This window comes from Kitasatospora sp. NPDC023385 (assembly GCF_055664045.1).
In genome coordinates this window covers 442,111-456,593 of sequence record NZ_JBVOOL010000001.1, presented here as the reverse complement: position 1 = coordinate 456,593, position 14,483 = coordinate 442,111, and the positions used below count along the sequence as shown (strand labels likewise).

At 74.0% G+C, this 14,483-nt stretch carries 12 protein-coding genes and 1 pseudogene; 6 read left to right on the top strand and 7 right to left on the bottom strand.

From position 1 onward, the window contains the following. Positions 1-52: 52 nt before the first annotated feature. The gene (locus tag AC0B61_RS02020; protein ID WP_471738644.1) at positions 53-1,618 is read left to right on the top strand and encodes a hypothetical protein; all 1,566 of its coding nucleotides are present in this window, start codon (positions 53-55) and stop codon (positions 1,616-1,618) included. A 265-nt stretch (positions 1,619-1,883) separates the two neighbouring features. Here AC0B61_RS02020 and AC0B61_RS02015 read toward each other — a convergent pair whose 3' ends face one another. Beyond that, complete coding sequence (locus AC0B61_RS02015) at positions 1,884-2,156, bottom strand: hypothetical protein (protein ID WP_471738643.1); 273 nt, start codon at positions 2,154-2,156, stop codon at positions 1,884-1,886. On the opposite strand from AC0B61_RS02015, the pseudogene AC0B61_RS02010 reads away from it, so the two are divergent. The 4 genes and pseudogenes from AC0B61_RS02010 to AC0B61_RS01995 form a co-directional block, all read left to right on the top strand. Continuing rightward, positions 2,149-2,505, top strand: a pseudogene (locus AC0B61_RS02010) (maleylpyruvate isomerase N-terminal domain-containing protein); the annotation flags it as partial. The gene AC0B61_RS02015 and the pseudogene AC0B61_RS02010 overlap by 8 nt on opposite strands. Positions 2,506-2,783: 278 nt before the next feature. Further along, complete coding sequence (locus AC0B61_RS02005; RefSeq protein WP_471738642.1) at positions 2,784-3,548, top strand: serine hydrolase; 765 nt, start codon at positions 2,784-2,786, stop codon at positions 3,546-3,548. A gap of 80 nt (positions 3,549-3,628) precedes the next feature. Further along, positions 3,629-4,855, top strand: a complete 1,227-nt coding sequence (locus tag AC0B61_RS02000) for a transferase (RefSeq protein ID WP_471738641.1) — start codon at positions 3,629-3,631, stop codon at positions 4,853-4,855. 173 nt (positions 4,856-5,028) lie between these two features. Continuing rightward, positions 5,029-5,652, top strand: a complete 624-nt coding sequence (locus tag AC0B61_RS01995) for a DUF4328 domain-containing protein (protein ID WP_471738640.1) — start codon at positions 5,029-5,031, stop codon at positions 5,650-5,652. A 21-nt stretch (positions 5,653-5,673) separates the two neighbouring features. Here AC0B61_RS01995 and AC0B61_RS01990 read toward each other — a convergent pair whose 3' ends face one another. The 6 genes from AC0B61_RS01990 to AC0B61_RS01965 form a co-directional block, all read right to left on the bottom strand. Continuing rightward, entirely contained in the window at positions 5,674-6,807 is a 1,134-nt protein-coding gene (locus tag AC0B61_RS01990; protein WP_471738639.1) for an FAD-dependent monooxygenase, read from the bottom strand. Between the two features lie 67 nt (positions 6,808-6,874). Beyond that, the gene (locus tag AC0B61_RS01985) at positions 6,875-7,489 is read right to left on the bottom strand and encodes a GTP-binding protein (protein ID WP_471738638.1); all 615 of its coding nucleotides are present in this window, start codon (positions 7,487-7,489) and stop codon (positions 6,875-6,877) included. Between the two features lies 1 nt (position 7,490). Further along, on the bottom strand, positions 7,491-8,093 hold the full coding sequence (locus AC0B61_RS01980; protein ID WP_471738637.1) for a DUF742 domain-containing protein: 603 nt from the start codon (positions 8,091-8,093) through the stop codon (positions 7,491-7,493). Further along, positions 8,093-8,566 carry a roadblock/LC7 domain-containing protein gene (locus AC0B61_RS01975; RefSeq protein ID WP_471738636.1) on the bottom strand — a complete coding sequence of 158 codons (474 nt, stop codon included), beginning with the start codon at positions 8,564-8,566 and terminating at the stop codon, positions 8,093-8,095. The genes AC0B61_RS01980 and AC0B61_RS01975 overlap by 1 nt, the downstream gene beginning before the upstream one ends. After that, the gene (locus AC0B61_RS01970; RefSeq protein ID WP_471738635.1) at positions 8,563-11,586 is read right to left on the bottom strand and encodes a sensor histidine kinase; all 3,024 of its coding nucleotides are present in this window, start codon (positions 11,584-11,586) and stop codon (positions 8,563-8,565) included. Before AC0B61_RS01970 ends, AC0B61_RS01975 begins: the two co-directional genes overlap by 4 nt. 237 nt (positions 11,587-11,823) lie before the next feature. Further along, on the bottom strand, positions 11,824-12,507 hold the full coding sequence (locus AC0B61_RS01965) for a FadR/GntR family transcriptional regulator (protein WP_471738634.1): 684 nt from the start codon (positions 12,505-12,507) through the stop codon (positions 11,824-11,826). Between the two features lie 180 nt (positions 12,508-12,687). On the opposite strand from AC0B61_RS01965, the gene AC0B61_RS01960 reads away from it, so the two are divergent. After that, positions 12,688-14,406 (top strand): 2-isopropylmalate synthase, encoded by a 1,719-nt coding sequence (locus tag AC0B61_RS01960; RefSeq protein ID WP_471738633.1) that lies wholly within the window; start codon positions 12,688-12,690, stop codon positions 14,404-14,406. Positions 14,407-14,483 lie beyond the last annotated feature (77 nt).

The following is a 14,483-nucleotide window of genomic DNA, read 5'->3' as shown; positions in this document are numbered from 1 at the left end:
CCGTTTGGCCTGTCTTCGACAAACTTATTCCTCGTCAGTAACATGACGCTGCGTGTTCAAGCGTTCGATAGGCAGGGCCGTCGGCCCCGCCGTCCTCACCCTCGTCCTCGCCGGGGCCGCCGCGTGCGGCCCGACCAGCCCCGGCACCACCCAGACCGGCGCCGCTCCGGTCGCCGCCACCGTCGCCGACGCGACCGCGACCGCCGCCGGGGGCAGCCCGGCCGCTGCCGCACCCGCCGGGAGCAGCCCGCGCGCCAAGGCGGCCTCGCCCGCCCCCGGCCGTCCGGCCGCGGGCGCCGCACCCGCCACCTCCGCGCCCGTCACCGCCACGCCCGCCGGAGACCGGCAGGCCGCGATCGGCAGCCCCGGCAAGGACGGTGGCGCGGTCACGGCGGCGACGAAGAGCCTGCAGCTGACCGCGTACGACCCGGCGGGCGGCACGGCGGTCCTGACGGCGGCGGGCGGCCCGGCCGCCTCCCCGGCCGCCACCCCTAGCGTCGCGCCGAGCGCCGCTGCCATCCCGTCGGCTGCACCGTCGTCGGCCGCCGTCCCAGCGGCAGTTGCCGCGGTCCAGCCCGGCCAGTTGCTCGCCAGCCCGCCCACCGCCGCCGCGCCGCAGGGTGCGCTGGTCGCCGTCACCGGCGTCCACCCCGGCGCGGGCAGCACGGTCAACCTGACCACCCGCCCCGCGACCCTCGCCGAACTCCTCGGCGGCACCGAGGCGGACGGCAGCGTGCCCGTCGACCCGCACGGCATCACCGTGACGCCGCTGGTCAAGGACCTCAAGGCCACCGTGGGCGCGGACGGCAGCGGCGTCCAGGCCGACGCCTCCGGCACCCTGGAGGTGGACCTCAAGGCCCCCGTCCCGCTGCCGGAGGGCGCCAGCCTGGACGCCTCCGGCTCGCTCCGCCTGCACCCGGCCGTCCACTTCGCCTACCACGGCGCCGCCGCGGGCAGCCCCCGCACCGCCTCCATCGGCTTCGACCTGGGCGCCCACGCCCAGTGGAAGGTCACCGGCGACGCCGCCCGCAGCACCGGCGCGGCGCCCGTCCGGGTGCCCTTCGCCAAGCTGCAGGCCAGTCCGGTGCTGACCGTCGCGGGCCTGCCCGTGGTCGTCAACCTCGGCCTGACCTGCTACCTGGAGGTCAGCGCCGACGGCCAGGTCCACCTGGAAGCGGAACAGGACGCCACCGGCACCTGGGCGGTGCGCGCCGACTACACCGGCGGCAAGGGGTGGGCCCCGGTCACCGACGCCGAGACCAAGGTCACCCCGGTCCACGTGCGACTGGACGGCAAGGCCGCCGTGCGGGCCGCGCTGGGCGCCGAGATCAGCCTCGGCCTGTACGACACCGTCGGCGTGGAGGCCACCGTCGCCCCCTATCTGAAGGCCCGGGCGGAGGGCTCGCTGGTCGCCGACTCCTCCGGCAACCCGCCGCAGGTTCAGGGCAGTTGGTCGCTCGTCGGCGGCGTCGACCTGAACGGCTCACTGCTCGCCCACCTGAAGGTCTTCGGCACTCCGATCATCGAGGGCAAGCTGCCGCTGCCAGCGTTCCACCGCGAGTGGCCGCTGATCGCGGGCTCGGCGGCCCTGCCGTCGCCGCGCCCGAGCGCCACCTGACTACACGTCACTACAAGTGGCCCCTCGACCAGTTCTCCGGTCGAGGGGCCGTCGTCGTCGGCGCGATCGAATGCGAGTGGGAACTCCAGCGCGAACACGCCAGCGAAACCGCTCGCGAACACGCCCGCGAGCGCCACCGATCGTCCCTCGAACGGTCCGGATCAAGGCGGCTGCGCCGAAGTCGTGCCGCTGTCAGGCCGGTTGGCGTTCATGGCAGATTGCGTCCGGTCGGCCCTGACCTCGGGGTGCCAGGCTGGCGTGAGGTCTACCAGACGGGGCGGAGGTCCTGGCGGTCGGTCGAAAATCCGGTGGGCGTCGCAGTCTCGGCCAGCCACAGCAGGCCCGGATCGGGCGGGAACTCGTCTGTCGTCGGCGCCGGTCGGTGCAGCCGCCGGTGGCCGGGCAGCGATGCCTCGGCCAGCACGCCGTCCCGCATCATCCACAGCCCGAAGCAGTCGTCCTCCTCGTCATGGATCAGCACCTGCACGCTCGCCCGGGACGGCCACGCCAGCGATTCCAGGTGATAGACCGCGGCCATCGTCGCCGCCGGGCCTGCTGACGAGCGCCCGGCCGGGGCCGCAGCGGCGGGTGACCCGCCTGGGCCTCGGGAGCGCGAGGCCCTGCTGTCCTGGTTGGCCGCGTCGACGGAGGCGCTGCTGGACGCGCTGAGGGAGGCCGGCCCGGATCGCGGCTGCTGGACGTGGTGGGGGGATTCGCTGTCGCCGCAGACCTGCGGTGCCGTGGCCCGGCACCAGCTCCACGAGATCGCGGTGCACACCTACGACGCCCAGATCGCCGTGGGCGCTGCGCAGCCGCTGCCGGAGGAGGTGGCGCTGGACGGTGTCGACGAGTTCCTGTCCACCTGTTGCTCGACGACGTCCGCCTGGCGCGTCCTCGACCTGCTCGTGGCCTGGGATCCGAGCGCATAGGACGTGGCGAAAGGTCACCTCGTGGGGTGAGCACTCGCCCGTGAAACGTCGTCGCGTGAAACCTTGTCGCGTGAATCCTCGTCTCGTGAAGCGGAGTGGGAAGTCGGTGAGGCCGACTTCCCACTCCGCTCGTTCTACGGGGTGGCGGTTGGGGGGTGGTTGGGAGTTCGCCGGGGTGGGGTGTGGCCGGGCCCGTCGCCGCAGCCGACAGGCGGAACCTCCCCTACTCTTCCTCCATGCTCTCTGTGGTGGTGGCCCCCTGGGCGGGCGAGGCGGAGCCGGTGTTCGTCCGAAACCCGGACGTGCTGCACGACGCCGCGAGCACGATGAAGGTCGCGGTGCTCGCCGCGTTGAGCCGGGGCGGGGCGAACCTCGATGCCGAGGTTCCGGTGGTGAACCGCTTCGAGTCCGTCGTGGGCGGGGACTTCCACAACGACCCGGACTGGGACAGCGATCCGCTGCCCTGGGAGCTGCTCGGCACGCACGTGCCGCTGCGCCTGCTCGCCGAGCGGATGATCACACACTCCTCCAACCTCGCCACCAACCTCTGCCTGGCCCGCACCACCCGGCAGGCCGTCGCCGAGGTGTGGCGCCGTGCCGGGGCCACCCGCAGCGCCAGCCCGCGCGGGATCGAGGACTACGCGGCGCGCGACGCGGGCGTGCACAACCGGGTCAGCGCCCGCGACCTCGTACGGCTCCTGCGTTCGCTCGCCGAGGAGCCCGAACTCCTCACGCTCCTCGAGGACAACGACTTCCGGGTGGACCTCGCCGCCGGCCTCCCGCCGCGCACCCGGATCGCGTTCAAGAACGGCTGGATCCCGGGAGCCCGCCATTGCGTGGGCCTGATCCACCCGCCGGACTGCCCGCCGTACCTCCTCGCGGTCTGCTACACCGGCCCGCTCGCCTCCGGCGCCGACCGCACCGACCCCGCCGCCCGCCTGCTGGCCCGGATCTCGGCGGCGGTGTGGGCGCGCCGTCATGGGATTCGCGCGGGTTCATGAGCATGACGATCAGCCAACTGCGGTACAGACCGTAGGCATTGCACTCACGCTGTCGGGGGAGAGCCTGGGGGTGAGCCGAAGTGTCATCGCGCCTGCGGATTGTCGCCCGACTGGTCACCGCGCTCACGGTCACGGCCGCCTACATCGCCCTGCACCTGGTGGTCAGCCTGGGAGACGACCAGACGACCGCCGGTGAGCGGTCGGCCGACGCAACGGCGGCGCTGTGGTGCGGGCTGTTCGCCCTGGTGCTCCTCGGGCCCGCCCTGTGGCTGCGCCACCGCCGCCGGTCGGGCACCAGGGAGCTCGTGGGCCTCGTCAGCCGGTTCGTCCCGCCGCAGCCCCGGTGGCGGAGGGCGGTCCGGGCGGCGAACAGCCTCGGCCTGATGCTGTTCGGGGGCGGCGCCTACGCCGTCGACATGTCGGAGCGACAAGGCCGGACCATGACCCTGGAGCAGCAGTTCCTGCTGCTGTCCGGCGGCTTGGCGGCTTTGGTGGCGGGCCTGCTGATCCTGCGCCGCACCCGGCTGCACGCCGCCCGGCCGGCGGCCCGGGCCCTGCTGCTGGACGGTCGCCGACCCGTGCTGTACCTGCGCAGTTTCGAAGACGACGGGATCGCCGCCGAGATCGACGACGGGGCGGACTTCAACCTCCACTCGCGGGAGGAGCAGCTCGCGCGGGCGTTGGGCGCGATCGGCCCGGTGATCGCCGTCGGACGGCCGGGGGAGCCCCTGCCGCGCCTCGGCGCGGCCCGGTTCTACCTGCCGCTCGACGACTGGAAGTCCACCGTGCTGCGGCTGATGGACCTGTCCCAGCTGATCGTCCTGCGCCTGGGGCAGGGGGACGGGCTCTGGTGGGAGGTCGAGCAGGCGCGTGCCACCCAGCCGGCGGCGAAGCTGCTCCTGCTGGCGCCGGCCGGCCCGTCCGACGTGGTCGCCCGGCTGAACGGGTACCTGCCCGTCCCGGTGCCGCCGGACGGGCTCGGCACCGGCGAGCACTGGATCTCCGCCGTCATCGTCTTCGACGACCGCTGGACGCCCCGGGTCGCCCCGGTGGGGCTCAAGCGCAAGGGGTGGTGGCGGGGCCTGGGTTCGAACGCGGTCATCGGCGCGGTGGAGACGCCCACGGCGTACGTGGCCCGGGCGATGCGGACGGCGCTCGCGTCCGTGGGGCGGCGTCGGCGGACGATGATCTGGCGGGCCCGGTTCGCGACGCAGCTGGCCGAGGCGACGGGCATCGGACTGGCGGCCACGGTGGCCCTGGCGGGCTGGCTCGGCTACCGGGTGGTGCAGGTGACCGGACTGTGGTGAACACCGACGCTGGGGGAGACATGGAGCATCCGGAAGAGGGCAACCCGCCCGTAGGCGCGGAGCGTGGCGTTGACGGCGGCGCGGAGCGTGGCGTCGACGGTGGCGAGGATCGTTACGCGGACCGTGACGCGGATCGTGGAGTTGACCGTGGCGCGGCGGCGCGGCTGAGGGCCGTGAGCGGCGTCGGTGTCGCCGCGTCGGTCCTGATCCTGCTGGTGGTGGGGTACGACGTGTTGCACACGGTGTCCGACTGGCGGGTCTACCTGGCGGTCGAGGACATCCTCGCGGGGAACGCGACGGTCGCGGACGTCCAGTCGGTCGACGACTTCGCCGGCTACTTCGACGGGCTGCAGAGCCTGGCGTTCCTGATCCCGGCCGGGGTGGTGTTCCTGGTCTGGCTGTGGCGGGCGAGGCTCAACGCCGAGGCGCTGGGCGGTCCGGGCAGCCAGCACCGGGCGCGCGGCTGGGTGGTCGGCTCCTGGATCACCCCGGTGGCGAACCTGTGGATCCCGTACCGCGTCATGGCGGACGTCTGGACGGCGAGTGCGCCCCGGCGGACGGCTCCCGGTCCGCTGCTGGCCGTCTGGTGGGTGGCGTGGGTGATCGGCGGCATGGTGAACCGGGCCTACACGTACCAGGTCATGAAGGCCGCGGCCTCGGTGGAGGACCTGCGGCGCGCCGTGTACCTGGGCACCGTCGGCCTGGCGCTCGACGTGCTGGCCGGTGTGCTGATCGTCCACACCGTCCACCGGATCAGCGCCTGGCAGACCCGGCGGCGCGCCGGAGCGGGCCGCTGAGTCCGCCGACCGGCGCGGCCGTCAGTACGGCTGGACGAGGACGTGCGCCGCGCCCGGGATGCCGACCTTGAGGAGCTCGTCCTCCTCCGGGGTGGTCGGGGCGCCGGTCTCCTGCTTGAGGATCGCGCGGGACAGGCCCTGCACCCACATGGCGCGCGGGCGCCGGCGCTCCTCCCAGGCGGTGAGCGCGGCCGGGACGGTGTCGGCCGCGTCGAGGCTGCGGGCGAGCACGAGCGCGTCCTCGACGGCCATCGCGGCGCCCTGGGCCAGGTGCGGGGTGGAGGCGTGGGCGGCGTCGCCGGCGAGGACGATCCGGCCGACGTGCCAGGGCTCGTCGACGCTGACCTGGGAGATCCGCGAATGGACCACGGCGGCCGGGTCGGTGACCTGCGCCAGCGCCTCGGCGATCGGGCCGCCGAAGCCGGCCAGGCGCTCGCGGAGCTGCTCGTGGGCGTGCTCCGGATCCGGGCGGAAGTCCTCGGCCTCGGCGAACACCGCGCCCAGGTACATGAGGTCCGTGCTGATCGGGGTGAGCAGCGCCTTCGCCCGGAGGTTGCCGGCGGACATCACCACGCCCCGCACCTCGGGCGAACGCGGCACGATGACGCGCCAGTTGGCGAAGCCGGTGTACTCGGGCGCGTACTTCTCGCCGTACAGGCGCCTGCGCAGCGGCGAGCCGATGCCGTCGAAGCCGACGACGAGGTCGTAGCGGCCGGCGTGCCCGTCGGTGAGCGTGACGTCCACGCCGTCGGCGTCCTCGGCCAGTTCGGCGATGGTGGTGCCGAAGCGCACCGTGGCACCCGCCTTGACGGCCGCGTCGGCGAGGACGCGGGCGAGCGCGGGGCGCGGGATGCCGTTGTTGGCGGGGGCGTCGCCCATCCGGGGCTGCGGGATCCTGGCGAGGGTGGCGCCGGCCGGGTCGCAGACGGTCAGCACCTCCCACTCGAAGCCGGCGGCGAGGCAGTCGTCCAGGACGCCGATCTCGCGCATCACGTGCAGCGCGTTGGACGGCTGGATGATGCCGACGCCGAGCGCCTCCAACTGCTCGCGCAGCTCGGCGACGTCGACATGGTGGCCCCGCCCGGCGAGGGCGGTGGCGAGGGTGAGGCCGCCGATGCCGCCGCCGTGGACGAGGACGCGAAGGGGTGTGGTCATGGTGGTGCTCCCAGAGAAGTGCGGTTCAGCCGGGGACGGGTGCGGCTTGGGGAGGATGGGGGTGAACTCAGCCGACGGTCGCGACGGGCCCGGCGGGTGTGGCGGCGGCGAGCTCCATCAGGTGGTCGACCAGGGCCAGCAGCAGGTCCCGCCCGAAGGCGCGCTCGCGGACGTCGCCGAGCAGCATCGGCACCTGCGGGTCGAGGTCGAGCGCCGCCCGGATCTCGTCGGGGGTACGGGTGTTGGTGTTGTGGAAGCAGTTGATCGCGACCACGAACGGGATGCCCCGGCTCTCGAAGAAGTCGATCGAGGCGAAACTGGTGTCCAGTCGGCGGGTGTCGGCGATGACGATCCCGCCGAGGGCGCCGTTGACCAGGTCGTTCCACATGAACCAGAAGCGCTCCTGCCCGGGCGTGCCGAACAGGTAGACGACCAGCTCCGGACTGACGGTGATCCGGCCGAAGTCGAGGGCGACGGTGGTGGTGTCCTTCTGGTCGACGCCGGACAGGTCGTCGACGCCGACGCTGGCCCGGGTCAGGTACTCCTCGGTGCGCAGCGGGGTGACCTCGCTGACCGAGCCGACCAGGGTGGTCTTGCCGACGCCGAAACCGCCCGCGATCAGGATCTTGACGGCGGCCGGGGCCGGGGTGGGGCCGCCGATGGCGGAGTGGGGTGTTGCCATGTCAGAGTCTCCGGAGTCCTTCGCGTACGGCCGTGAGCAGGCCGAGGTCCACGCCCCCGGCGGCGCGCGCCACCGAGAGCGGCGCCCGGGCCTTCAGCAGGCCCTGGGAGACCAGGTCGCCCAGCAGGATCTTGGTGACCGAGACCGGGAGGTCCAGGCCGGCCGACACCTCGGCGACGGCGGCCGGGCGCCGGCAGCGGTCGAGGATCAGGCGGTGCTCGGGCTGCAGGCCGCGGGCACCGGCGCGGCTGCCCCGCGCCAGGGCCGCGTCGGCCTCCTCCTCGACCGTGGTGAGCACGGTGATGAGGGTGAGGTCGTCGCGCTCGGGCGCGGTCCGGCCGCGGGTGATCGTGTACGGGCGGACCAGGCTGCCCGGCTCGTCCTCCGCGTCCTCCTCCAGCTCGCTCCAGTGCGGCACCGCACCGCGCCGCGGGCCGTCGTCGCGGGCCTTGTCCTGGCTGGCGAACCAGCCGTCGTCCCGGCCGTGGTCGCTGCCGTGGTCCCGGCTGCGGTCCCCGCCGTGGTCCCCGCCGTCGTCCCGGCCGTGGCCGTGGTCGAGGCCGTCCCCCCAGGAGGCGTCGTTCCCGTACGGGCCCACTCGCATCAGCCCCGGTTCCGGGCGGCGAAGGCGTCGAACGAGGCGGGGCCACCGGGGGCACCGGGGGCACCGGGGTCGCTCTCGCCGCGGGTGGGAGTGGTGAGCTTCTGGCCGACCTGCTGCACCAGGGTGTGCATCGCGACGGACATCACCTCGGCGTCCACCTCCTGCGAGGCGACCACGGCCAGGTGGGTGCCCTGGGCGGCGGCGATCACGAACAGCCAGCACTCGGCGAGTTCGACGATCACCTGGTGCACCGGTCCGCCGTCGAACAGCGCCCCGACCCCGCGGGCCAGGCTCTGCTGGCCGGTGGCGACGGCGGCCAGGCGCTCGGCGTCGGCCCGCTCGATGGTGCGGGAGTGGCTGACCACGAGACCGTCGTCGGAGAGCAGGACGGCGTTCCTGGTCCCGGGCACCGAGTCGACGAGTCCGTCCAGCAGCCAGTCCAGGTCCTGGTGGGTGGCGATCGTGCGGTTCATGACTGGTCATCCGTTCGTGTGGTTCGGGAGTCCGCGGCGGGCAGGGCCCAGGGGGAGGGGCCGGGCGCGGGAGCAGGGGGACCGGCGGGGGCGGGGGGAGCCGGTGGGACGAGGGCTTCGGGCAGCCGGTGTTCGCCGCTGTCCTGGGCCCGGGCGGCACGGGACTGGCGCTGGAAGGCCCCGATCGCCGCGCCCGAGCGCCGGACCGGGCGGTCGGGACGCCGGAGCGGGCCCGCCGACGGCGCGGCACCCCCGGCGACACCACCGGCGGCGCCCTCGGAGACGCCCTCGGAGACGCCCCCGGCGACGGCGTCGGAGGGGCGCCGGGTCGGGCGCTCGGTCACCTGCGGCTGGGCCGGTGGCACCCGCAACTCCGCGGCCAGGCTGGCCTGCCGCACGCGCTGCGGCAGTGGCGGCTGCCCGCCCTCGGCGGGGCTGTACGGCACCGAGGTGGGGTACTCGCGGCTGCCGCGCCGCTCGGCCAGCCGGTAGTGGTCGGCCGGGCGGTACTGCTCGTCGGCGTACGGGGCCTCGGCCTCGGTGACCCGGGCGTAGGCGATGTCCGGGTAGACCGGGGTGTCCTGCGCGGGCGCCGGGTCGTCCGGGGAGCTGTGCTCGATCGGCTGCTCCGACTGCTCCGACTGCTCCGGCTGCTCCGGCTGGAACGGCTCCTGGACGGGGGCCGGCGGGGCCGGCTGGAAGGGGGCAGCCTGCACGGGAGCCCCAGGGACACTGGACTCCACCGACGCCTCCGGCTGCGGCAGCAGCAAGGGCTCCGGCAGGGGCTCCGGCAGCGGCAGGGGCAGGGGCTGCGGCAGGGGCACCGGTGCGGCCTGCGGCAGGAAGTCGCCCTGCGCGAACGACTCCACCGGTGCGACCGGCGGCCCGGCGGGCGCCTGGGCGGGCGCCTCGTCGGAGGCCGAGCGCATCGCCCGGCGCGAGCGGCGCACCAGCGGGATCGGTTCGGCGGCGGCGCCGGGCGTGCCGTCCGGCAGCCCGGTGTCGCCGGCGATGACCAGTTCGTCCGGGACGAGCACGACCACCCGGGTGCCGCCGAAGGCGGACGGGCGGAACTCGATCTTCAGGCTGTTCAGTGCGGCGAGGCGGGCGACGACGTGGAAGCCGAGGCGGACGTCGTCGGCCCGGGCCAGCACGTCGGTGCGCGGCGGACGGCTCATCAGCTCGTTGGCGGCGTCGTACTGCTCCGGGTCCATGCCGAGGCCGCGGTCCTCGATCTCGATCGCGAGTCCGCGGCCGACGATGGCGGCCCGGACCTCGACCGGCGTGGGCGGCTTGGAGAAGGTCGTGGCGTTCTCCATCAGCTCGGCGAGCACGTGCGCGACCGGGCCGACGGCGCGCTCGGACAGCCAGGGGTGGCCCTCGACGTCGAGCATGATCCGGCGGTAGTCCTGCACCTCGCCCTGGGCGGCGCGCAGGACGTCCAGCAACGGGACGGGCTTGCGCCAGCGCCGCTGCGGCTGGCCGCCGGCCATGATGACGAGGTTCTCCTCGTAGCGGCGCAGGCGGGCGGTGAGGTGGTCGAGGTCGAACAGGCCTTCCAGGACCTCCGGGTCCTCGTGCTTGCGCTCCAGCTCGTCCAGTTTGCGCAGCTGGCGGCCGATCAGCAGCTGGGTACGGCGGGCGATGCGCTGCAGCAGGCGCTCGAAGCCGCGGTGCTGCTCGGCCTGGCCGACGGCGGCCTCCAGGGCGGCGGAGCGGGCCAGGTCGAGTGCCTGGCCGAGGCGGGCCAGTTCGTCGGTGCCGTTGCCGTGCGGGCCGGTGGTGATGGCGCGGCTCTCGGCCTCGACGTCGACCTGTTCACCGCGCCCGAGGCGTTCGACGACCTGGGGCAGGGTGCGCTGCATCTCCTCGGCCTGGGTGTGCAGTTCGTGGATGCGGCGGCGCAGCGAGCGGCTGAGGCGCCAGGAGGCGGTGACCACCGCGATGACCGTGATCAGGCCGATGACGGTGGTCAGCACGACCCGGGTCAGCAGGTCCAGGATGGTGCCCTTGCCGACCTCGACGATGCCGCTGGTGCGGGTCTCGATCGCCTTGACCAGCTGGGGGTTGAGCTGGTCCAGGGCCTGGCGCCACTGGTCCTGGGCGGCCGGGAGCCTGACGGCGCCGCCCGCGTCGGGGGCGGTGGGCTTGGTGAGCTGCTGTTCGACGGCGGCCTTGGCCTGCCACGCGGGGCTGTTCATCAGGTCGTGCCAGGCGGGGGCCTCGTCGTCGGGGAGGTACGGGACGACCTGGACGGTGAGCAGGTGGTCCTGGGTGCCGATGGCCTGTTGGACGGCCTGGTAGTCGGCCGCGCCGAGTCGGCCGGCGGGCCAGCCGCGGGCCAGGATGGCGTCCTCGCGGGCCAGCATCTCCTTGGCCCAGAAGGCGTTGACCAGGGTCTTGGAGATCCAGGTGACCTCGCCGGTGTCCACGTGGCTGAGCGCGGTGAACAGTCGCAGGTCCACCGCGATCAGGTCGGTGTAGTAGGCGAAGACCGTCTGCTGGTCGACCGAGCCGCGGTCCACGGCGGCGCGCTGCTCGGCGAGTCTGCCCATGGCCTGGCGGGCCTCGGCGACGGCGGTGCGGACCTCGTCGGGCGCGTTGTCGGCGGTCTCGCCGGACAGGGTCTGGAACTGGCGCACCGCGTCGTCGGTCGACTGGCGCTGGCGGCGCAGCTGGTCGGTGTTGGTGGCGGGCCGGGCGAGCGCTTCGGCGCTGAGCCGGCGCTCCTCCTGGAGGTTGTAGTAGACGATGTTGGACGGCTGGCCGGCCTTCTGGGCCAGCAGGCCCTGGGCGGCTTGCCGCTGGAAGTCGAAGACGGTTTCGCCGCTGGTGACGGCCCAGAGGGCGATGAGGGCGAGGCTGGGGACGACGGCCAGGACGAGCAGCGCCGTCCGCAGGGACAGGCGTGGACGCCTGCGGGGGCCCTTCGGCGTCGGGGGCCGCCGATTCGCACGCGCGCGCAGAGCAGACTCCTTGGGGCTGGCGGCCGACCACTGCGGGGCGGGCCGTCCGGGCACGGGCTTTTTGACGAAGCGATACTAGTCATACCGTGTGATTGGAGTGAAAATTCGTTCGCTGCCTGGGCGGTACTTGCGCACGGATCCGACACAACGTCACCTGGCCGTCGATCGTCCGTATGCGGAGAAGGTGGTTCCGAACTCGCCTGACCCAGTGTCGATGCGGCGTGCGGCCGGCGGATGGCCGCGGTGTGAAAACTGTGTGACGCCGCATCGCGACCCTACGGCGACGGCCCCTCAGTCCGCCAGGAGGCGGGAGCGGGTGGCCTCCAGCTCCGCCGCCAGGACCTGGCCGGCGGCCTCCGGATCGCCGTCGCGTACGGCGTGGACGAGGGCGGCGTGGGCGGCGTAGCCCTGGTTCGGGTCCTCGGCGCGGATGCCGAACAGGCCCACCAAGACGACCAGTTGCTCCCTCAGGACGGGGGCGAACTGGGCGAAGAGGTCATTCAGGACGGGGTTGTGGGCGGCGGCCACCAGGGCGGTGTGCAGGGCGATGTCGGCGTCCACGAAGGCGGTGTCGTCGGCCCCGCCGGCCGCGTGGCGGCCCGCGAGGGCGGCGTCGAGGGCGGCGAGGTCCGCCTCCGTGCGGCGGGCGGCGGCGAGTCGGGCGGCCTGTACCTCGACCATCGTCCGCACCTCGTAGACGTGCGCCAGCTCGGCTCGGCGCAGCCGGGCGGCCCAGTCCTCGGCCGGGCGGTCGGCCGTGACGAACACCCCGGAGCCCTGGCGGCTGCGCACCATGCCGGCCGCGGCGAGCGTGCGCAGCGCCTCCCGGACGGTCGAGCGGCCGACGCCCAGCTCCTTGGCCAGCGCCACCTCGCCCGGCAGCTTCCCGCCCACCGGCCAGTGGCCGGCCCGGATCTGCTCCTCGATCAGCGCGGCGGCCTGTTCGGCGAGGGGGGAGGGGTGGAGCGGGGCCATCGAGCTCACCTGTCAGGTTGTCTGAGGACTTGGGTCGTGGTTACTCTACCCGGCATGCAGCCCTGGATCCTCCCCTCGGGGGGCCTTCTTCTTGGTGGCCGCAGCGGGGCGTGACCGGACCGGCACCCCGCTGCGGCGCGCCGTCCTGCCGGTCACCGGTACAGCCTATGAGGAAGTCTCATGCGATCCCCCGTGGCCTTTCCCACCCTGCACGCCCCCGCCGGGCCCGTCCCGGCCGACGCCCCCGCCTGGAACCCCCAGCGCGGCGGGGCCATGCCCTCCCACCGCTACCGCCCCGCCCACGAGCGGGTCCACGTCCCCGCCCTGATGCGGCGCTGGCCCGGCCGGCGGATCGAGCGGGCGCCGCTGTGGGTGCCCGTCGACCTGCGCGACGGCAACCAGGCGCTCGCCGAACCGATGGACCCGGCGCGCAAGCAGCGGATGTTCGACCTCTTCCTGGCCATGGGGTTCAAGGAGATCGAAGTCGGCTACCCCTCCGCCAGCCGGACCGACTTCGACTTCGTCCGCCAACTGGCCACCACCCCCGGCGCGGTGCCCGAGGACGTCACGGTCGTCGTCTTCACGGCGGCCCGGGCCGACCTGATCGAGCGCACCTTCGAGGCCGTCGCCGGCCTGCCGCGCGTGGTCGTCCACCTCTACACCGCCACCGCGCCGCTGTGGCGGGAGGTCGTCCTCGGCAAGGACCGGGCGCAGCTGCGGGCGCTGATCACCGACGCCGCGACGCACCTGGCCCGGCTGGGGGAGGGGCAGGACGGCCTGCGGTTCCAGTTCTCGCCCGAGGTGTTCAACCTGACCGAGCCCGACTACGTGCTGGAGGTCTGCAACGGGCTGACCCGGCTCTGGGACGCGAGCCCCGACCGGCCGGTCGTCCACAACCTGCCGGCGACCGTCGAGACCGCCACGCCGAACGTCTACGCCGACCAGATCGAGTACATGGACCGGCACCTGGAGCGGCGCGAGTCGGTGATCCTCTCCGTGCACCCGCACAACGACCGGGGTACCGGCGTCGCCTGCGCGGAACTGGCGGTGCTGGCCGGCGCGCAGCGGATCGAGGGCTGCCTGTTCGGCAACGGCGAGCGCACCGGGAATGTCGATCTGGTGACACTGGCCCTCAACCTGCACACCCAGGGCGTCGACCCGATGCTCGACCTCTCCGACATCGACGGGATCCGGCGCACCGTCGAGCACTGCAACCGGCTGCCCGTCCACGAGCGGCACCCCTACGCCGGGGACCTGGTGCACACCGCCTTCTCGGGCACCCACCAGGACGCCATCAGGAAGGGGTTCGCGCAGCACGCCCGCACGGCCGCCGCACTCGGCGTCCCCGAGCGGCAGGCGCCCTGGTCCGTGCCGTACCTGCCGATCGACCCGGCCGACCTGGGCCGGGACTACGAAGCGGTGATCCGGGTCAACAGCCAGTCCGGCAAGGGCGGCATCGCCTACCTGCTGCAGAGCGGCGAAGGGCTGGAACTGCCGCGGCGGCTGCAGATCGAGTTCGCGCGGGTCGTGCAGGAGGCGACGGACGGTAGCGGGAAGGAGGTGACGGGGGACGAGCTGTACGCGCTGTTCCGGGCGGAGTACCTCGATGAGACTTCCTCATGGGCCTGGCGGGTGGGCGACGACTGGGCCGAGGTCGACGGGAAGCGGGGCACGGGCGCCGGGCCACTGGACGCGGTGGCCGACGCCGTCGGGGTGGAGATCCTCGCCTTCAGCGAGCACGCGGTGAGCTCCGGGCCGGACGCCGTCGCGTACGTGGAGGCCCGCGTCGACGGCCGGGTCGTGTGGGGCGCCGGGAGGGACGCCTCGGTGCTCACGGCGGGCGTACGGGCGGTGCTCAGCGCCGCCGGGCGGGCGCGGAAGGCCACGACGGGCCGCTGAGGCCGGACGACCTGCCGGACGGGAAGGACGCGAGGGGCGGGAAGGACGGGAAGCGGGGAGGGCGGGACGGGCGGCGC